Raw genomic sequence first — 18,777 nt, forward strand, 5'->3', positions numbered from 1 at the left:
CGCACCGATGGACCGTCTGTGGGCCGAGAACGACGATTCACGCGTCACCGGCGATCCGTCGCTCGTCGTCGATGTCGCCGGTTTCGAAGGTCCGCTCGACCTTCTGCTGCACCTTGCCCGCACCCAGAAGGTCGATCTGGCGCGCATTTCGATCCTGGCGCTGGTCGAGCAATATCTGACCTTCGTCGAGACGGCGAGGGCGCTCCGGCTCGAGCTTGCCGCCGACTATCTGGTGATGGCGGCGTGGCTGGCCTTCCTCAAGTCGAAGCTTTTGATCCCCAAGCAGCCCGGCGAGGAAGGCGAGAGCGGCGAGGAACTGGCGGCGGTGCTGCAATTCCGGCTGAAACGGCTGGAGGCCATGCGCGACGCCTCGGCGCGGCTGGTCAACCGCAACCGGCTCGGCCGCGACGTGTTCGCGCGCGGCATGCCCGAAATGGTCATCGTCGAGAAGCGCAACGCCTATTCGGCTTCGCTCTACGACCTGCTCACCGCCTATGCCCAGCAGCGGCAGAAACAGGCGATCACCAATGTGACGATCGCCCGGCGCGGCGTCTGGTCGCTCAAGGATGCGCGCGACATTCTGGCCCGGCTGATCGGTTCGATGCGTGACTGGACGACGCTCGACAGTTTCCTGATAGAATATATGACGAGCCCGGAAGAGCGGCGCACGGCGATCGCCAGTTCGTTCGCCGCGACACTCGAACTGGTGCGCGAGCGCCAGATCGATGTGCGGCAGGACCAGGCGTTTGCGCCGATCTATCTGCGCGATCACCGGGCATCGGCAATCAAGGCAGTTGAGGTGGCATCATGAGCGAACGCGCCAACGCTTCGGTCATTCCGTTCAAGGTCGAAGAAGAGACGGAGGAGGGCATTATCGCCCAGGACCCGACCGAGACCCACAATTCGCCCCAGAACGCGCCCATGAACCCCGGCGAGCGGCTACATATGGCGGAAGCCGTGCGCATGGCCGAGGCGATCGTGTTCGCCAGCGCCGAGCCGGTCAGTGAAAAACAGCTCGCAGCCAGACTGCCCGACGGCATCAACATTGCCGCGGCGATGGCCGAGCTGCAGCAGATCTATGCGCGGCGCGGCGTCAATCTGGTCCGGGTCGGCGACGCCTGGGCGTTCCGCACCGCCGGCGATCTCGCCTTCCTGATGAGCAGGGATACCGTTCAGCAAAGGAAGCTCTCACGCGCGGCGCTCGAAGTGCTGGCGATCATCGCCTACCACCAGCCGGTGACGCGTGCCGAGATCGAGGACATCAGAGGCGTCGAGACGTCGAAGGGCACGCTGGACACGCTTCTGGAGACGGAATGGGTGCGCATGCGCGGCCGTCGCCGCACGCCCGGCCGTCCGGTCACCTACGGCACGACAGACAGCTTCCTCGACCATTTCGCGCTGGAGGAGATCCGCGATCTTCCCGGCATGGACGAATTGAAGGGGGCAGGGCTGCTTTCCGGCCGCATGCCGTCGAATTTCGCCATTCCGCTGCCGCCGGCCGATCCGGACGCACTGACCGAGGATGAGGACGCGCTGACCGACATCGACCTCGAGGAACTCGGCCTGTTGACGCCCCGCGTCACGGAAGATTGACCGCGAGCCGCTGTCAAAAAGCTGCATTGCGGCTGTAGATGCGCCGATTGGTAGCGGGCAGCTTCACCGAAAATGCGTGACATAAGCCGCGCCTTCATAAACTTTGTCGCGGTTGTGTTTGAATCCCAACGCGAAAACGCATAGATCATCGCCAGGGAAAACATTCGAGAGAGAGTTACAATGGGTTCATTTTCGATTTGGCACTGGATGATCGTGCTGGTGATCGTGCTGCTGGTGTTCGGCCGCGGCAAGATTCCCGAGCTGATGGGCGACATGGCCAAGGGCATCAAGAGCTTCAAGAAGGGCATGGCCGACGACGACACCGCCGATGACAAGCGCACCGTCGAGCACCGCCCCGACGAGACCGTTTCGGCCGTGAAGGAAAAGGCCAGCAAGAGCTGAGCCCAAGGTTCTAGTCGGAACAGATTGCCATGTTTGAAGTCGGCTGGACCGAAATGCTGGTGATCGCGATCGTCATGATCGTGGTCGTCGGGCCCAAGGATTTGCCCAATATGCTGCGCACCTTCGGCCGCACGACGGCGAAGCTGCGCGCCATGGCCGCCGACTTCCAGAAGCAGTTCAACGAGGCGCTGAAGGAAGCTGAACTCGACGACGTCAAGAAGTCGGTCGATAGTCTGCGAAGCCTTAATCCGGCAGCCGAAATCCGCAAGCAGCTCAATCCGTTCGAACAGGCGGCAGCCGATGTGCGCTCCGGCGTCGATGCGGTGATGAAGCCGAAGCCTGCGGTTGATCCCTCGACGCCGGCGGCAGAGACACCGCAGGCAGCGGAGCCGCTCAAGAACGGCGCGACGGTGATGCCCGGTGTCGACGGACCGGAAGCAGCGCCGGCGGCGCCGATCTTTCCGGCCATGACCGACGAGTCCGTGGTAACGCCGGCTGTTGCAACGGCAACGCCACAGAAAGCGCCTGCAAAGAAGGCAGCGGCATCCAAGGCCCCGGCAACCAAAACAGCGGCAACCAAGGCAGCGCCGGCAAAGGCCGCACCTGCGGCGAAGGCTTCGGCCAAGCCGTCAGCAGCGCCCACCAAGGTGGCGCCGGCAAAAGCCAGTAAATCAGCTGCTGCACCAAGGGCAGCTACAAAGGCTGACCCGAAGCCTGCGCCGGCCAAAAAGCCTGCGCCCAAGAAGACGGCCGGAGCCGCCAAGTGAGCATTTCGGACAGCGAAAAGGACGAGATCGAGAAGTCGTCGGCTCCGCTGATGGAGCATCTGATCGAATTGCGCCGGCGGCTGATCTGGTCGATCGGCGGCTTCTTCGTCGCTTTCCTCGTCTGCTTCTTCTTTGCCAAAAAGCTGTTCAACCTTTTGGTCATCCCGTTCAAATGGGCGACGCAATGGGCAGGGCTCGATCCGCACAAGGTCGAGCTGATCTATACGGCGCCGCAGGAATTCTTCTTCACGCAGGTCAAGCTCGCCATGTTCGGCGGCATGGTCATCGCCTTTCCGCTGATCGCCACGCAAATCTACAAATTCATCGCGCCCGGCCTCTACAAGAACGAACGCAACGCCTTCCTGCCGTTCCTGTTCGCCTCGCCGATCCTGTTCCTGATGGGCGCGTCGCTGGTCTATTTCTTCTTCACGCCGATGGTGATGTGGTTCTTCCTCGCCATGCAGCAGGCCGGCACCGACGACCAGGTGCAGATTTCGCTGCTGCCGAAAGTGTCGGAATATCTCAGCCTGATCATGACGCTGATCTTCTCCTTCGGCCTGGTGTTCCAGCTGCCGGTGGTGACCAGCCTGATGACGCGCGTCGGCATGCTGTCGTCGAAGGCGCTGGCCGAAAAGCGCAAATGGGCGATCGTCATCGCCTTCGTCGTCGCGGCCGTGCTGACGCCGCCCGATCCGATGAGCCAGATCGGCTTGGCCATCCCGACTATCCTGCTTTACGAAGTGTCGATCTGGGCGGCCCGGTTCATCGAGCGCGATCAGGTCAAACAGAAGCTGGCGCGCGAGAAGCAGGAAGCTGCCGAAGCCGTGGCCGAAAAGGCAGCGAAAGCGTCCTCGACGCAGGCTCCCTCCTAGACGCACCGTTCTGGTGTCCGCGTCTGCGGAAAAACGCGACGGTCGCTGAACGCTCGTCTTGCATCGATCAAGGATGCGGTTTACGCCCTCTGGCCTAGCTCAGGAGCGTACTACCCATGCTTGATATCAAATGGATTCGCGACAACCCGAAGGCCCTTGTCGAGGCGCTGGCCAAGCGCTCGTGGTCGGCTGACGAGGCGCAGTCCACGGTCGATGATCTGATCGCCAGGGACGAGGCGCGTCGCGAGCACGTCACCGAATTGCAGACCAAGCAGGAGCGCCGCAACGCCGCCTCGAAGGAGATCGGCAACGCCATGCGCTCGGGCGACGCAGCCCTTGCCGAAAAGCTCAAGGCCGAAGTCGGCGACATCAAGACCTTCATCCAGAATGGCGAGGCGCGCGAGCGCGAGCTCGACAAGGCGCTGAACGACGCGCTGGCGGTGCTGCCCAACGTGCCGCTCGACGACGTTCCGGTCGGCAAGGACGAGCACGACAATGTCGTCAAACACATCGTCGGCGAGATACCGACCCGCCCGAATTGGGTGAAGGAGCATTTCGAGATCGGCGAAGCGCTCGGCATGATGGATTTCGAGCGGGCGGCAAAGCTGTCGGGTTCGCGCTTCACCGTGCTGAAGAGCGGGCTGGCACGCATGGAGCGCGCCATAGGCCAATTCATGCTCGATTTGCATACGACCGAGCACGGCTATGAGGAAATCATCCCGCCGCTGATGGTCAAGGACGAAGTTCTGTTCGGCACGAACCAGCTACCGAAATTCGAGGACGATCTGTTCTTCACGCAGCATGGCGATGGCCGGCTGGGCCTGATCCCCACGGCGGAAGTGCCGCTCACCAATCTGGTGCGCGAAGAAATCACCGCGCATGAGAAACTGCCGCTGCGGTATACAGCGCTGACGCCGTGCTTTCGCTCGGAAGCCGGATCGGCCGGTCGTGACACGCGCGGCATGCTGCGCCAGCACCAGTTCTACAAGGTCGAGCTGGTCTCGATCACCGACCAGGAGTCTTCGCTGGCCGAGCATGAGCGGATGACGCAATGCGCCGAAGAAGTGCTGAAGCGGCTGGAACTGCCGTTTCGCACCATGGTGCTGTGCACCGGCGACATGGGCTTTGGCGCGCGCAAGACCTACGACATCGAGGTCTGGCTGCCCGGCCAGAACGCCTATCGCGAAATCTCGTCCTGCTCGGTCTGCGGCGATTTCCAGGCCCGGCGCATGGACGCCCGCTACAAGGACAGAGACGGCAAGGGCAACCGCTTCGTGCACACGCTGAACGGTTCGGGCACCGCCGTCGGCCGCGCGCTTATTGCTGTCATCGAAAACTACCAGAATGAGGATGGCAGCGTAACCATTCCTGAAGTGCTGCGGCCTTACATGGGTGGTCTGGCGAAGATCGAATCGAAATAATGCGCATTCTTCTGACCAATGATGACGGCATCCACGCCGAGGGCCTGGCGTCGCTCGAACGTATCGCCCGAACGCTGTCGGACGATGTCTGGGTGGTGGCGCCGGAGCAGGACCAGTCGGGCTATGCGCATTCGCTGTCGATCTCGGAGCCGCTGCGCCTGAGGAAGATTGGCGAGAAACACTATGCCGTGCGGGGCACGCCGACCGACTGCGTCATCATGGGCGTCAAGAAAATCCTCCCCGGCGCGCCCGACCTGATCCTGTCGGGCGTCAATTCCGGCGCCAACATCGCCGACGACGTCACCTATTCCGGCACCGTAGCCGGCGCCATGGAAGGCGCGCTGCTCGGCATCCGCTCGATCGCGCTCAGCCAGGGCTATTCCTATGTCGGCGAGGATCGCGTTGTTCCCTACGAGACCACCGAGACGCTGGCGCCGGCGCTGCTGAAGAAGCTCGTCGCCATGCCGCTGCCCGACGGCGTGCTGCTCAACGTCAATTTTCCCAACTGCCTGCCTGACGAGGTCGCTGGCACTGTGGTCACCTCGCAAGGCAAGCTGGTGCACAGCCTGTGGGTCGATGAGCGCCGCGACGGGCGCGGCCTGCCTTATTACTGGCTGCGCTTCGGCCGCGAGCCGGTCGAAGGCAAACAGGGCACCGATCTCCATGCTCTGCGCAACCGGCTGGTGTCGGTGACGCCGCTGCAGCTCGACCTCACCGCGCATGAAATCCGCGATCAACTGACCAAGGCTCTGTCTGATTAAGGTTTTGGCATGAACGAGGTTTTTGCATGAACTTGCCGCTCGACGACCGCGAGGGTTTTGCCGCTTTCCTGCTGCGCCTGCGTGGCCGCGGCGCGGTGCCGAAGGCGCTGATCGCCGCCTTCGAGGCGACGCCGCGGCGCGGCTTCCTCAACGGCCAGTACCATTCCATCGCCTGGTCGGACGGCATGCTGCCGATCGAATGCGGCGAGGCGATCGAAGGCGCCGACCTGCAGGCGGCGGTGATCGCATCATTGGCAGTAGAGCCCGGCAACCGTGTGCTCGAGATCGGCACGGGGTCGGGCTACACGGCGGCGGTGATGTCGCGGCTGGCGGCGCGGATCGTCAGCATAGACCGCTACAAGACGCTGGCCGAGCAGGCGAAGCAACGGTTCGAGGCGCTCGGCATCGGCAATGTCGTCGTGCGCCAAGCGGACGGTTCGAACGGGCTTGCCAATGAAGGGCCGTTCGACCGCATCGTCGCCTGGGCGGCATTCGACAGCCTGCCGCGCTTCCTGCTCGACCAGTTGTCGTCCGGCGGCATCGTCATTGCGCCGATCGGGCCGGAAGAGGGCGAGCAGGTGCTGGCCAAGCTGACCAAGGTCGGCAGCCGTTTCGAGCGCGAGGATATCGGAACCGTGCGCCTGCAGCCGATCCTGCGCAGCGTTGCGGCCGTCCTCTAGCAGCACGCTCGAATATTTTAAGAAAATTTGCGTCGGATTCTAATGGGTTAACCCGCCAGTAACATTAACGCGCTTTAATCATGACCAGTGTGTACCGGGTCTGTGCGGGTTAGTGCGATGCAATTCAGTGTTTTGAAGGCAAACGGGCGTACTCTGTCGCGGGGTTGCGCTGTTCTCATGCTAGCCGGCGTGGCGGCGGGGTGTAGCTCCCAGGCCTCGCGGTTCAACGGTGTCGACGACGTCTTCACCTCCTCGACCAACAATCAGCGCGCCATCATCGACAAGCAGAGCACCGCGCAGCCCTATCCGGGCGATGTTTCGGCGGCACCGATCGCTGCGGCACCCGTCGATGGCAGCCATAGCCAGTCGGTCAGCCGCTCCAGCCTGGAGCCGGTCACCGTGCAGCAGCTGCCGCCGCCAAGCCAGCCCGCGGCGGCGCCGATGCGCACCGCTTCCGCGCCGGCACTTGCACCGGCACCGCATGTCGACAGGACGACGACGACCGGCACTGTCCAGCCGGCAAGGCCGTTCAAGAATGCCGATGAGCCTTACGCGCCGAAGCCGGCCGCCGGCACGCCGCATGCCACCGAGATCGTGGTCAAGGATGGCGAGACCATTTCCGGCATTGCGCAGCGCTATCACGTGCCGGCCGATGTGATCATGAAGGTCAACGGCTTGAGCGCCACCAAGGGGCTGAAGACCGGCCAGAAGCTGGTCATCCCGGCCTATGCCTATTCGAGCAAGGGGACCGAGCCCAAACTTGCCGACGGCAAGCCGGCGAACAGCCCCAAGGCGCCGGCGCCGGAGAAGGTCGCCGTGCTGCCGCAGCAGCCGAAACTCAAGGACGGCAAATCCGTCGCGCAGGTCGACGCTTCGGCTGCCGCGAACAAGCCGAAGACCGACCAGTCGGCGCAGACTGCCGCCGCCGCGCCCAAGGCCGGCGCAGGAACCTACACGGTACAGCAGGGCGATAGCCTGTCCTCCATCGCCAGGAAGACCGGCGTCGGCGTCGTCGCGCTGAAGCAGGCCAACGGCATGCAGGACGGTCTGCTCAAGATCGGCCAGACGCTGAAGGTTCCGGCCGGCGGCACCGCAACGGTCGCCAGCGCCAAGCCGGCAAAGGTCGATCCGGTGACGACGGCCACCACCCAGCCGGCGGCAAAGCCGACGGAGACGCTCGCCACCTACACGCCGCCGAAAAAGGACGCCAAGGTCATCCAGCAGGCCGAGGACGACGACGCTGTCGCGCCGGATGTCACCGGCATCGGCAAGATGCGCTGGCCGGTGCGTGGCCGCGTCATCTCCAGCTTTGGTGGCGGCAAGGACGGTGTCGACATCGCCGTACCTGAGGGGACGCCGGTCAAGGCGGCAGAGAACGGCGTGGTCATCTATGCCGGCGACGGCCTCAAGGAATTCGGCAACACGGTGCTGGTGCGCCACGAAAACGGTCTGGTCACCGTCTATGGCCACGCCAGTTCGATCGAGGTGCAGCGCGGCCAGAAGGTCAAGCGCGGCCAGGAAATCGCGCTGTCGGGCATGAGCGGCACCACCGACTCGCCGAAACTGCACTTCGAAGTGCGCAAGAATTCGGCCCCGGTCGATCCGTCCGGCTATCTCGAATAGTCGCGCTGTTTCGAATAGAACAATAAACGATTGCAGGCCGTCTGACCTCCAGTCCGGCCCGCCGGCTCAGCCCGCCCTGCCAAGGGGCGGGCTTTTTCAGTTGCGGAAGATTGCCTGACGACCGGACTTAAAGATAATCCTGGAGGGTGTCGGCGATCATCTCCTGGAGGCTGCTGGCCTTAACGCCCAGAAGCGTCTCCGCGTCGGAGGAATCAATCAGCAAGGGGGTCTCGAAGAGGTACCTCATCTCGATCAGCTCATGCATGCCGAGCGCTTCCATCTCGGGGATGGAATAGGAGTGCGTCTCGGCAATATCCCGGCCAAGCATCGCCGCGGTCTTGCGGATAAGCTCGTTGGGCGAGGCGTATTGCGAGGGGACATGAAACGCCCGTCCCCATTCGCCGGTGTAGCGTGAGGCGGCGACGAGCGTCCTGGCGACGTCCTTGGTGAAGCTCCAGGCATGAGTGGCGTCGAGGTCACCAATGAAAGCGGTTGGCTTGCTCTCGATGATGGAAGGCAGCGCGATCAGCGAGAAGTAGCTGATCGCGCCGTGCCCGAGATAGTCGCTGGACCGGATTTCGATCGCCGGCACGCTGGCGCGGGCCGCCCGCTGCCACATGATCGTCCTGGCGGTTCCCTTCTTCGAATTCGGGTCCAGCGGCATGTCGGAGCGCAGCGGGTTTTCGCCATTCCTGCCGTAACCATAGAGGTTTCCAAGCACGATGAGCTTGGCGCCTACTGCTTCCGCGGCGCGCACGGTGCCGTCGATTATGGGGAAAAAGTCTGTTGGCCAGCGATGATATGTGGCCATGGCACACATGAAAACGGCATCGGCGCCCTGGCACACACGCGACAGCGCCGAGGCGTCCGTGGCGTCGGCCTGTATCGACCGCACATTCCGCAACACGTTCGAACCGATACTTCGGCTGGTCAGGATGACATCATGGCCTTCCTCGCCAAGAAGGCGAGCCGTCTCGCGACCAACCGGGCCCGCGCCGACAACAACATACGAACTCATCGCAACCTCTCTTCCGTGTTAAAAGGAGAGGCGGGAGTACAGGTTCGCGGCGTTGAAAATCGCGCGGGAATTGCCAAATCTTGAACAGGTTTCGCCATGAATCGAGAGAGCATGCTTCCGCAATTCGCTCCGGCCTCGTCCGACGTCACGATGGTTTGGCGGCATATCGAGGCAGGCGTCCATCGGCTGCCCCGCGCGGCGCACCATCGCATCATGGTGCATGCAAGCGCGGCGACGCGTTCCTACTGCAATCAGGCCGGGCGATATTTCGTCAGGCGCGCCGGCGACATCGACCTTGTGCCGGCCGGCGAGGAGGGCGGTTTCGAGGCCGAAACCCCGTTCGACACGATGGAGATCGTCTTGCAGCCGGCCTTAATGGAAAGGGTCGCCGCGGAACTTGGCGGCAAGGCGCGAGCATCGCGGCTGGACACACGACATTTGCTGCGTGACCAGCGGATCGAGCATCTGGCTCGAGCGCTGCAGAGCGATCTCGCCGCAGGCGCGCCGAGTGGCCCTTTGTTTGCCGAAAGCATCGGCGCCGCGCTTGCGGTGAGGCTGCTCGACCTCGATGGCCCTGACATGGTTCGAGCGAACCGGTTGTCTGACGCCCAGCTCAAGCGTGTCCTCGAACACATCGAGGCCGCTCTCGACGAGCCGCTTTCGATCGATCACTTGAGCCGGGTGGCCGGCGCGAGCAGTTCGCATCTGCGCACATGGTTCAAGGCGGCGATGGGCGTCACCTTGCATCGCTATGTGTTGCGACGCCGCGTGGAAAGGGCGTGCGTCCTGCTGCGGCGCGGCGATCTCAGCACGAGCGAGATAGCGGCGTTGACCGGCTTCGCGCACCAATCACACCTGGCGTATTGGATGCGCCGCGAGATCGGCCAGACGCCGCGCGACTTGCGACGGGCGCAGCCGCCCAAGTGACATTCAATCCTTCAGCGGCTTGCCGAGCCGGCCGGCGAGATCCTGCGTGAACTGCCAGGCGACGCGGCCGGAGCGGCTGCCGCGCGTCGTTGCCCATTCCAGCGCTTCGGCGCGCAGCTGCTCCGGGTCGATCTCCAGCCCGTGATGGCTGGCATAGCCGTTGACCATGTCGAGATATTCGTCCTGCGAGCATTTGTGAAAGCCGAGCCACAGGCCGAAACGGTCGGACAGCGAGACCTTTTCCTCGACCGCCTCGGACGGATTGATGGCGGTCGAGCGCTCATTGTCGATCATGTCGCGCGGCAACAGGTGCCGGCGGTTCGACGTGGCGTAGAAGATGACATTGGCCGGGCGGCCCTCGACGCCGCCTTCAAGCGCTGCCTTCAGCGACTTGTAGGACGTGTCATCATGATCGAACGACAGATCGTCGCAAAACAGGATGATGCGGAAGGGCGCCGCCTTCAACTGGCCCATCAGCCTGGGCAGCGTGTCGATGTCCTCGCGATGGATTTCGATCAGCTTCAGCGGCAGGTCGGATTTGGCCTTGGCATTGATCTCGGCATGCACGGCCTTGACCAGCGACGACTTGCCCATGCCGCGCGCGCCCCACAGCAGCACGTTGTTGGCGGCGTGGCCGGCGGCGAAGCGCTCGGTGTTTTCGACCAGAATGTCGCGCACGCGGTCGACGCCGCGGATCAGGCCGATGTCGACGCGATTGACCTTGCGCACCGGTTCGAGATAGCCGGGATCGGCCTGCCAGACGAAGCAGTCGGCCACGGCAAGATCGGTCTGCGGCACCGGCGGCGGGGCGAGGCGGGTGACCGCTTCGATGAGGCGGTCGAGCTTTTGGTTCAGGGCCTCGATGGTGCTTTCGGTCATGTCTCGGTCTTTTGTTGTTCTGCAAACGTGCGCAGGGGCGGAAATCGTCCTGGTCCGGGCGAGATAGGAACTGGTTCCAAGCTTTTGTTTGAGCGTGATCTTTTGTGCAAACCACGCCCTTTATCCGGGAGCATGCTCTAACACGGGTCAACCGGCCGGAAAAGCAGCCGAAAGCCGGGCCGTCCAGTTGCATTGGCAACTTTACCCACTATATTCCGGCCAAATTTGGCGAGGCCGCCTTATGGCCTTCTTCGTAACCAGGAGTTCTTGATGTTCGTCACACCGGCATACGCCCAAGCCACCGGAACTCCGCTTGGTCCGTTCGGGGATATCGGCATGATACTCCCATTCGTGCTGATCTTCGTGATCATGTATTTCCTCATCATCCGGCCACAGCGCGCGCAGCTGAAGAAGCGCCAGGAGATGCTCTCGGCCGTGCGCCGCGGCGACACGGTCATCACTGGCGGCGGCTTCGTCGGCAAGGTGACCAAGGTGATCGACGACCATGAGCTCGAGATCGACCTCGGCGGCGGCACCAAGGTGACGGCGCTGCGCTCGACGATCGCCGACGTGCGGGTCAAGGGCGAGCCGGTGGCCAACCAGAACGCCAAGAAGTAAGGTCCAGAACAGAACCGGATTTTGGGGCAGGGTAGACCAGCAACGGGCAACGCCATATGCGGTTTTCGCGCCTTACGAAGATCCTGATCGGGCTGGTGGTCGTGGTGGTGTTGGGCGTGCTGCTTGGCGCGCGCTCCCTGAAGCCGGACGGGACGCTCGACGATCTTCTTGCTTGGCTGCCCAAGCGGCACGCGAGCTTCGAGCAGCTGGGCGGCTCGCAGTTGCTGCTCGAAATCGACAAGGACGATGTGGTCAAGTCTCGTCTCGAGGCAGTGCTTGACGACATTCGCATGCTGCTGCGCGATGCTCGAGTTGGTTACAAGGGGCTTGGTCAGGCTGGCCGCGAGGTACATCTCAACGTTAGGGAACCAGCACAAGTCGATGCCGCAAAGGCAGCCCTGAAAATATTCACCGATCCGGTCGCCGGGGATAATCCGGTCAGGGAGATGCTGCTTGATGAACCGGAACCCGCACTTCTCAGGCTCACGCTGACGGATGAGGGCGTGAAGCTGCGGACGTCGATGGCGCTGGCGCAATCGATGGAAGTCGTCGAACGCCGGGTTAGCGACGGCATCGGTGTCGAACCGATCGCGAAGCCGCAAGGCAATGACCGCATCCTTGTTCAGGTGCCCGGCTTCCAGACGCCAGCTCGGCTTACTGACATTCTGGGGCAGCCCGGCAATTTGACCTTGCAGATGGTCGATACGACGATGCCGGTACAGGACGCTCTCAACGGCCGTCCGCCGGCAGGCTCCTCGGTGCTTTATTCGCAGGACGATCCGCCGGTTCCGTATCTGGTCGAAAACCGCGTCATTGTTTCCGGCGACAACATCGTCAATGCCCAGGCAACCTACAACTCGGCCATGAATGAGCCGGTTGTATCGTTCGCCTTCGATACCAAGGGCGAGACGCGTTTTGCTCAAGCGACCTCACAGAATGTGGGCAAGCCGTTTGCGATAATCCTCGACAATCAGGTGCTTTCGGCGCCCATCATCCGCGAGCCTATCCTTGGCGGTACCGGTCAGATATCAGGGAACTTCACCAAGGAGAGCGCCGACGATCTTGCTCTGCTCCTGCGCTCGGGCCCCATGCCGGCAAAGCTGAAAATAGTCGACGTGCGAACGATAGCGCCCGGCGGCGTTCAGAATTAGAATGGAAATCGACAGAGGCGATTGACGCTGAAACCGCTGCCAGCGGCAGCGCCGAATTGACCTTAGCGCGCTCGACAATCGACGATGTGCAGGGTAAGGGCGAGCCGGTGGCAAATAACAACGCCAAGAAATAACCGAATTGTCGGCGGAACGATCCGCCAGTATGCCCTGACGGACGACGCCATATGCTGTATTTTTCGCGCCTGAAGATGATCCTGATCTGGCTGGCCGTGGCCGCCACGTTCATCCTTGCCGCGCCCAACCTTTTCCCCGCCAGCACATTGGCACAATTGCCCAGCTGGGTGCCGAAGCGGCAGATGACGCTCGGTCTCGACCTGCAGGGCGGCTCGCATATCCTCTTGCAGATGGACCAGAACGATCTGGTCAAGGCGCAACTGGAGACGACGCGCGACGAAATCCGCACGCTGCTGCGCGACGCGAAGGTGGGCTATACCGGCCTTGGCGGCACCGGCAAAACCGTGCAGGTGCGCATAACGGACCCCAATCAGATTGATGCCGCCAAGACGGCGCTCAAGCCGCTGACAGATCCGGTCGCCGCCGGCCTGTTCACCGGTGGTTCCATCCAGGAAATGTCGCTGGATGATTCCGAAGCCGGCGTGCTCAAGTTCACCGTCACCGATGCCGGCGTAAAATACCGCACCTCGGCCGCGCTGGCGCAGTCGATCGAAGTCGTCGAGCGCCGCGTCAACGAACTCGGCACCACCGAGCCGATCGTGCAGCGGCAGGGCGACGACCGCGTGCTGGTCCAGGTGCCCGGCCTGCAGGATCCGCAAAGGCTGAAGGAGATCATCGGCCAGACCGCCAAGATGACCTTCCAGATGGTCGACACCTCGATGTCGGTGCAGGATGCGCTCAATGGCCGCCCGCCGGCAGGCTCCTCGGTGCTTTACTCGCAGGATGATCCGCCGGTTCCGTATCTGGTCGAAAATCGCGTCATCGTTTCCGGCGAAGATCTCGCCAAGGCGACGGCAACCTACAACTCGCAGACCAACGAGCCGGTGGTTTCGTTCACCTTCAACTCGCGGGGCGCGACCCGGTTCGGCCAGGCGACCCAGCAGAATGTCGGCAAGCCATTCGCCATCATACTCGACAATCAGGTGATTTCGGCGCCGGTCATTCGCGAACCGATCCTTGGTGGCAGCGGCCAGATTTCGGGGAATTTCACAGCTGAAAGCGCCAACGACCTCGCGGTGCTGCTGCGCGCCGGCGCGCTGCCGGCGAAGCTGACCGTGATCGAAGAACGCACGGTGGGCCCGGGCCTTGGCCAGGATTCGATCCATGCCGGCAAGGTCGCCGGCATTATCGGCTCCATCCTTGTCGTCGCCTTCATGTTCGTCGCCTACGGCTTCCTCGGCTTCCTCGCCAACATTGCGCTTGCCGTGCACGTGGCGATGATCGTCGGTCTGTTGTCGTTGCTTGGTGCGACGCTGACCTTGCCCGGCATTGCCGGTATCGTGCTGACCATCGGCATGGCGGTCGATTCCAACGTGCTGATTTATGAGCGCATCCGTGAGGAGCGACGCGCCGGACGCTCGGTGATCCAGGCGATCGATACCGGCTTCTCGAAGGCGTTGGCGACCATCGTCGATTCCAACGTGACGTCGCTGATCGCCACCGTGGTGCTGTTTTATCTCGGCACCGGCCCGGTCAAGGGCTTCGCCATCACCTATGCCATCGGCATTCTGACCACGGTGTTCACCGCCTTCACCTTCACCCGTCTGCTGGTGTCGATCTGGCTGCGCCGCGCGCGCCCGAAGGAATTGCCGCGCGCGCCGGTGACCTTCATTCCGCCGGGCACAAAAATCCCGTTCATGGGCATCCGCCGCTGGACCTTCGCGCTGTCCAGCCTGCTGTCGGTCCTGTCGGTTATTGGATTCCTGACCATCGACATCAATTACGGCATCGATTTCAAGGGCGGCTCGATCATCGAGGTGCAGTCCAAGCAAGGCGACGCCGATATCGGCGATATCAGAAGCCGGCTGTCGGAGCTCAACATCGGTGAAGTGCAGGTGCAGCAGTTCGGCGCCCCCAACGACGTGCTGATCCGCGTCGGCACCCAGGAGGGTGGCGAGAATGCCGAGCAGACCGTCATCGACAAGGTGCGCGGTGAGCTGCAGGATAATTATGATTTCCGCCGCGTCGAAGTGGTGGGTCCCACAGTTTCGGGCGAACTGGCCAAGCAAGGCACCATTGCCATGCTGGTCGCGCTGATAGGCATCCTGGTCTATGTCTGGTTCCGCTTCGAATGGCAGTTCGCCGTCGGCGCCATCGTGGCGACGGTGCACGATGTGGTGATGACGCTGGGCTTCTTCGTCATCACCGGGCTCGAGTTCAACCAGTCGTCGTTGGCGGCGATCCTGACCATCATCGGCTATTCGCTGAACGACACGATCGTCGTCTATGACCGCGTCCGTGAGGATCTCAGAAAATACAAAAAGATGCCGCTGCCGCAATTGCTGAACAACGCCATCAACGAGACGCTGTCGAGAACGACGCTGACCTCGGTGACGACGATCCTGGCGCTGTTGGCGCTGGTGCTGTTCGGCGGTGAAGTGATCCGGTCGTTCACCATGGCGATGCTGTTCGGCGTCGTCTTCGGCACCTATTCGTCGATCTTCATCGCAGCTCCCTTGCTGATCCTGTTCAGGTTGCGGCCGCAGGCCACGACCGCCGATGATGAGAAGCCGGTGGGTGGCGGCAAGGCCGTGGCGACCTGACGGCCACTGAGGTGGCAAAAGGCATTGTCATTCGCGAAGCGCATTTCCCCGGCCGCGCGCCGATCGAGGCCTATGGCAATGGCGGCTTCCGCTTCGCCGACATGTCGCATCGCGGTTCGCTGCTGTGCTTGCCCACGGGCATCCATGGCTGGGAGCCGGCCGATCCGCTGGCGCTGACGGCGGCGGATTTCAGCCTGCTGTTGGCCGAGGCCGGCAAGGTCGAGATCCTGCTGGTCGGCACCGGCAAGGATTTGCGTCCGTTGCCGGTGGCACTGCGCGCGGCATTGAAAGCGGCGGGCATTGCCTCCGACCCGATGTCGACGGGAGCTGCGGTGCGGACCTACAATGTGCTGCTTGCCGAAGACCGCGCCGTGGCCGCAGCCCTTATCGCCGTCGACTGATGTGACCGATACCGCCAACATCGTCATGGAGGCGGTGCGCGCCGGCGACCATGACCGCTATGTCAGCGCGCTCTATGCACCTGCCGACAAGCGCCAGGCGCTGTTTTCGCTTTACGCCTTCAACGCCGAGATCGCGTCTGTCCGCGATCGGATCCATGACGCGCTGCCTGGCGAAGTGCGGCTGCAGTGGTGGCGCGATGTCATCGCCACTGAGGCGGCAGCCAGCGGCAACCCGCTCGCCGACGCGCTGAAGGCGACGATTGCCGATCGCGGCCTGCCGAAAGCTGCCTTCGACAACATGCTCGAAGCCCGCATCTTCGACCTCTATGACGATCCGATGCCATCGCGCACCGATCTCGAGGGATATTGCGGCGAGACGGCGGCGGCGCTGATCCAGTTGGCGGCGATGGTGCTCGATCCCATTGAGGCGCCGCGCTTTGCCGAACTGGCGGGCAGGGCGGGCTGTGCTCAGGCCATGACCGGCCTGTTGCTGCTGTTGCCGCTGCATCGCCAGCGCGGCCAATGTTTTGTTCCGGCGGATATCCTGGCGGCGGCGGGTTCGTCGCCGGAAGAGTTCGTCAGCGGCGATGGCGGACCCGGCGCGGCGCGGGCGGTGGCTGCAATGATCGCGCTGGCGCAGGAGCATCTCCGCGCTTTCGAGCAAGGGGCTTCGGCCCTGCCGGAGACGCTGCGCCCGGCATTTTTGCCGCTGGCCCTGACCAGCGCCTATCTCGGCAAGATGGCGAGTGGTCGCCAGGCGCCCCTGGCCGGCGTAGCGCGGCTTTCGGCGTTGCGCCGGCATTGGCTGTCGCTCAGACGCGCAATGCGAGGCTGGCCAGCCATTTGACGTAAACGTCAATCGTGCTAGAGATTTGTCGACCCGAAATCGTCGCCAAAAGACGCGACCGGTCCGGAGGAGATTTCTGTTTATGAGCCTGCCTGTGCTGGTTGCACTCGTCGTTATCGGCATTGCGCTGTCGGTGCTGGCCGTGCATTTCACCGGCGGCAGCAAAATTGCGACGCTTGCCGGTGCGGATCAGGCGCTCAGCCGGTTTGCGGATGATTTTCCGGACGAGAAAGCGGGAGCGGTGCGCCTGACTGCGGATAGCAGGACGGCGTTCCTCGATCTCGGGCAAGGGCACTGCGGCATCGTCCACAGCGTCGGCGACTGCTTCTTGACCCGCATCGTCACGCCACACGATGTCCTGGCCCTCGACGTCGACGAAGCCGGCGCGATTGCGCTGAAGCTGGCCGACTTCACCTGGAAAGGCGGACGCTTCGCCTTCACCGACAAGGCTGACGCCAAGGCTGTCGCGGCAGCGCTTGGGCCGCAGAAGCCGTGCCTAGCGAAGGAGGCCGCGTGATGGACGACTACAATTTCCCTGAAGTGACCCAGCTTGCCATTCCGTTCTTCGTCGCCGCAATCCTGATCGAGCTCTGGCTGGTGCGGACCGGCCGCGCCAAGGGCTCGTTCGAGACGCGCGACACGTTGACCAGCCTGATGATGGGCACTGGCAATGTCGTTGCCGGCCTGCTGCTCGGAGCCGTTTCCTACTGGGCGCTGCTGTGGCTGTGGCAGTTCCGCTTCTTCAATCTCGGCCTGTCGGTATGGGTGTTCCTGGCCGCCTTCCTGCTCGATGACCTGCGCTACTACGTCTATCACCGTATCGCGCACAGGGTGCGCTGGGTGTGGGCCGAGCATGTCAATCACCATTCCAGCCAGCACTACAATCTGTCGACGGCGCTCAGGCAAAGCTGGACCGGGCTGTTCACCTTCATGTTCGTGCTGCAGGCGCCGTTGGTGTTGCTCGGCTTCCATCCGGCTGTGATCGCCTTCACCTTCGGCTTCAACCTGGTCTGGCAGTTCTGGATCCACACCGAGGCGATCGGCAAGATGTGGGGCTGGTTCGAATTCATCTTCAACACGCCCTCGCACCACCGCGTCCACCACGCCACCAATCCGCGCTATCTCGACGCCAACTATGCCGGCACGCTGATCATCTGGGACCGCATGTTCGGCACCTTCGTCGAGGAGTTGGAAGAGGATCGACCGCGCTACGGCATCGTGAAAAATCTCGGCACGTTCAACCCGCTGAAAGTGGCGTTCCATGAATGGATCGGCATGTTCAGGGATGCCTTCGCGCCGGGGCTGACGCCCAGCGATCGCATCAACTATTTGATCAAGCCGCCGGGCTGGAGCCATGACGGCTCGCGCGAGACTTCGGAGAGTTTGAAGGCGGCCTATGTCAGGCGGAACCCGGGCGAGGCTGGGAAGCCGGGGCTGCCGATTGCAGGGGCTGAACTGGCGGAGTAGCGCTAAGAGGGTTCGCTCGAACCACTGTCGCGCATCAATGTCTCGTAGTCGCGACCGCCGTAGAAGATGTTGACGATGCGGACGAGATCGTCGGCGATGACATAGACAATGACGGCCGAGTGCTCGAAAGGGACCATTCGCAACCCTGGCGCGATATCGTCGCGGGAGCGACCACCGCGCGGTGCATTGCCGATACTTTGGCAGCGATCTTCAATGCGCAATGTAAACTTCAACGCGACGTCAGAACTCCCGCCGGCATTGACGATATGTCTGAAAATCTCTGCCAGATCGTTCCTGGCGCTTTCGCCATACTCAACCCTAAGCCGCTGAATCATCGCTGCGACTCGAATATTGAGCGGCGAGCTCCTGAAGATGGTCGCGAACCTTTTCCCCTGAAAGCCCTGGCCTCGGGTCCTCGATTGACGCCTTCACACGCGCCCTGATCGAAGCCATGCGCTCGGCGTGTTCATCTTCCTCGCGTTGGAAGGCGCGCAGCGCTGCGCGGATAACTTCGCTCGCCGATCCGAAGGAACCATCCTCGACCTTTTCGCGGATCATGCGCGCCATGGCTGGCGTGACGGTGACGGACAGTTTCTCGGCGGATTCCATGGA

The 18,777-nt window shown here is 62.8% G+C and carries 21 protein-coding genes; 17 read left to right on the forward strand and 4 right to left on the reverse strand.

Going from position 1 to position 18,777, the window contains the following annotated elements; translation table 11 throughout:
- The first annotated feature begins 7 nt into the window (after positions 1-7).
- The 9 genes from AC04SH_RS11840 to AC04SH_RS11880 all read left to right on the forward strand — a co-directional run bounded on the left by AC04SH_RS11840 (position 8) and on the right by AC04SH_RS11880 (position 8,119).
- Positions 8-811, forward strand: coding sequence for a segregation and condensation protein A (locus AC04SH_RS11840; RefSeq protein ID WP_352588928.1), 804 nt, complete (start codon positions 8-10; stop codon positions 809-811).
- Positions 808-1,593, forward strand: coding sequence for an SMC-Scp complex subunit ScpB (gene scpB, locus AC04SH_RS11845; protein WP_488575131.1), 786 nt, complete (start codon positions 808-810; stop codon positions 1,591-1,593). The genes AC04SH_RS11840 and scpB overlap by 4 nt, the downstream gene beginning before the upstream one ends.
- A 180-nt stretch (positions 1,594-1,773) precedes the next feature.
- Positions 1,774-1,995 carry a twin-arginine translocase TatA/TatE family subunit gene (locus AC04SH_RS11850; RefSeq protein ID WP_023667688.1) on the forward strand — a complete coding sequence of 74 codons (222 nt, stop codon included), beginning with the start codon at positions 1,774-1,776 and terminating at the stop codon, positions 1,993-1,995.
- Positions 1,996-2,024: 29 nt separating this feature from the next.
- Positions 2,025-2,762: a Sec-independent protein translocase protein TatB gene (gene tatB, locus AC04SH_RS11855; protein WP_488575132.1), complete on the forward strand. Its 738-nt coding sequence runs from the start codon at positions 2,025-2,027 to the stop codon at positions 2,760-2,762.
- On the forward strand, positions 2,759-3,634 hold the full coding sequence (gene tatC, locus AC04SH_RS11860) for a twin-arginine translocase subunit TatC (protein ID WP_477231245.1): 876 nt from the start codon (positions 2,759-2,761) through the stop codon (positions 3,632-3,634). The genes tatB and tatC overlap by 4 nt, the downstream gene beginning before the upstream one ends.
- A gap of 116 nt (positions 3,635-3,750) precedes the next feature.
- The gene (gene serS, locus AC04SH_RS11865; protein WP_488575133.1) at positions 3,751-5,055 is read left to right on the forward strand and encodes a serine--tRNA ligase; all 1,305 of its coding nucleotides are present in this window, start codon (positions 3,751-3,753) and stop codon (positions 5,053-5,055) included.
- Positions 5,055-5,816 carry a 5'/3'-nucleotidase SurE gene (gene surE / locus AC04SH_RS11870; protein ID WP_142865079.1) on the forward strand — a complete coding sequence of 254 codons (762 nt, stop codon included), beginning with the start codon at positions 5,055-5,057 and terminating at the stop codon, positions 5,814-5,816. The genes serS and surE overlap by 1 nt, the downstream gene beginning before the upstream one ends.
- Before the next feature lie 26 nt (positions 5,817-5,842).
- Positions 5,843-6,496: a protein-L-isoaspartate(D-aspartate) O-methyltransferase gene (locus tag AC04SH_RS11875; protein ID WP_488575134.1), complete on the forward strand. Its 654-nt coding sequence runs from the start codon at positions 5,843-5,845 to the stop codon at positions 6,494-6,496.
- Between the two features lie 117 nt (positions 6,497-6,613).
- A complete protein-coding gene (locus AC04SH_RS11880; protein WP_488575135.1) occupies positions 6,614-8,119 on the forward strand; it encodes a peptidoglycan DD-metalloendopeptidase family protein in 1,506 nt (501 codons plus the stop codon).
- 127 nt (positions 8,120-8,246) lie between these two features.
- On the opposite strand, the gene AC04SH_RS11885 is transcribed toward AC04SH_RS11880, so the two are convergent.
- Positions 8,247-9,137 carry an NAD-dependent epimerase/dehydratase family protein gene (locus AC04SH_RS11885; RefSeq protein ID WP_488575136.1) on the reverse strand — a complete coding sequence of 297 codons (891 nt, stop codon included), beginning with the start codon at positions 9,135-9,137 and terminating at the stop codon, positions 8,247-8,249.
- A 111-nt stretch (positions 9,138-9,248) separates the two neighbouring features.
- Here AC04SH_RS11885 and AC04SH_RS11890 point away from each other — a divergent pair, with 111 nt between their 5' ends.
- A complete protein-coding gene (locus AC04SH_RS11890) occupies positions 9,249-10,064 on the forward strand; it encodes a helix-turn-helix domain-containing protein (protein WP_488575137.1) in 816 nt (271 codons plus the stop codon).
- 3 nt (positions 10,065-10,067) lie between these two features.
- On the opposite strand, the gene AC04SH_RS11895 is transcribed toward AC04SH_RS11890, so the two are convergent.
- Positions 10,068-10,943: an ATP-binding protein gene (locus tag AC04SH_RS11895; protein ID WP_488575138.1), complete on the reverse strand. Its 876-nt coding sequence runs from the start codon at positions 10,941-10,943 to the stop codon at positions 10,068-10,070.
- A gap of 270 nt (positions 10,944-11,213) precedes the next feature.
- Between AC04SH_RS11895 and yajC the strand changes: the two genes are divergently transcribed.
- From yajC to AC04SH_RS11930, 7 genes are all read left to right on the forward strand, one after another.
- Positions 11,214-11,561, forward strand: a complete 348-nt coding sequence (gene yajC, locus AC04SH_RS11900) for a preprotein translocase subunit YajC (RefSeq protein ID WP_112564772.1) — start codon at positions 11,214-11,216, stop codon at positions 11,559-11,561.
- Positions 11,562-11,617: 56 nt separating this feature from the next.
- Positions 11,618-12,712 (forward strand): SecDF P1 head subdomain-containing protein, encoded by a 1,095-nt coding sequence (locus AC04SH_RS11905; protein ID WP_488575139.1) that lies wholly within the window; start codon positions 11,618-11,620, stop codon positions 12,710-12,712.
- Between the two features lie 185 nt (positions 12,713-12,897).
- Complete coding sequence (secDF, locus tag AC04SH_RS11910) at positions 12,898-15,450, forward strand: protein translocase subunit SecDF (RefSeq protein ID WP_488575140.1); 2,553 nt, start codon at positions 12,898-12,900, stop codon at positions 15,448-15,450.
- 11 nt (positions 15,451-15,461) lie between these two features.
- Positions 15,462-15,851 (forward strand): Mth938-like domain-containing protein, encoded by a 390-nt coding sequence (locus AC04SH_RS11915; RefSeq protein WP_488575141.1) that lies wholly within the window; start codon positions 15,462-15,464, stop codon positions 15,849-15,851.
- Positions 15,852-15,876: 25 nt separating this feature from the next.
- On the forward strand, positions 15,877-16,698 hold the full coding sequence (locus AC04SH_RS11920) for a phytoene/squalene synthase family protein (protein ID WP_488575200.1): 822 nt from the start codon (positions 15,877-15,879) through the stop codon (positions 16,696-16,698).
- An 82-nt stretch (positions 16,699-16,780) separates the two neighbouring features.
- Positions 16,781-17,215: a hypothetical protein gene (locus tag AC04SH_RS11925; RefSeq protein WP_488575142.1), complete on the forward strand. Its 435-nt coding sequence runs from the start codon at positions 16,781-16,783 to the stop codon at positions 17,213-17,215.
- Positions 17,215-18,165, forward strand: coding sequence for a sterol desaturase family protein (locus AC04SH_RS11930; RefSeq protein ID WP_488575143.1), 951 nt, complete (start codon positions 17,215-17,217; stop codon positions 18,163-18,165). The genes AC04SH_RS11925 and AC04SH_RS11930 overlap by 1 nt, the downstream gene beginning before the upstream one ends.
- 2 nt (positions 18,166-18,167) lie before the next feature.
- Here the strand turns inward: AC04SH_RS11930 and AC04SH_RS11935 are convergent, their stop codons facing one another.
- Positions 18,168-18,500, reverse strand: a complete 333-nt coding sequence (locus AC04SH_RS11935) for a type II toxin-antitoxin system RelE/ParE family toxin (protein WP_488575144.1) — start codon at positions 18,498-18,500, stop codon at positions 18,168-18,170.
- Entirely contained in the window at positions 18,484-18,774 is a 291-nt protein-coding gene (locus AC04SH_RS11940; protein WP_488575145.1) for a type II toxin-antitoxin system ParD family antitoxin, read from the reverse strand. Before AC04SH_RS11940 ends, AC04SH_RS11935 begins: the two co-directional genes overlap by 17 nt.
- Between the last annotated feature and the right edge of the window lie 3 nt (positions 18,775-18,777).

It is taken from the genome of Mesorhizobium sp. CNPSo 4688 (genome assembly GCF_057784295.1).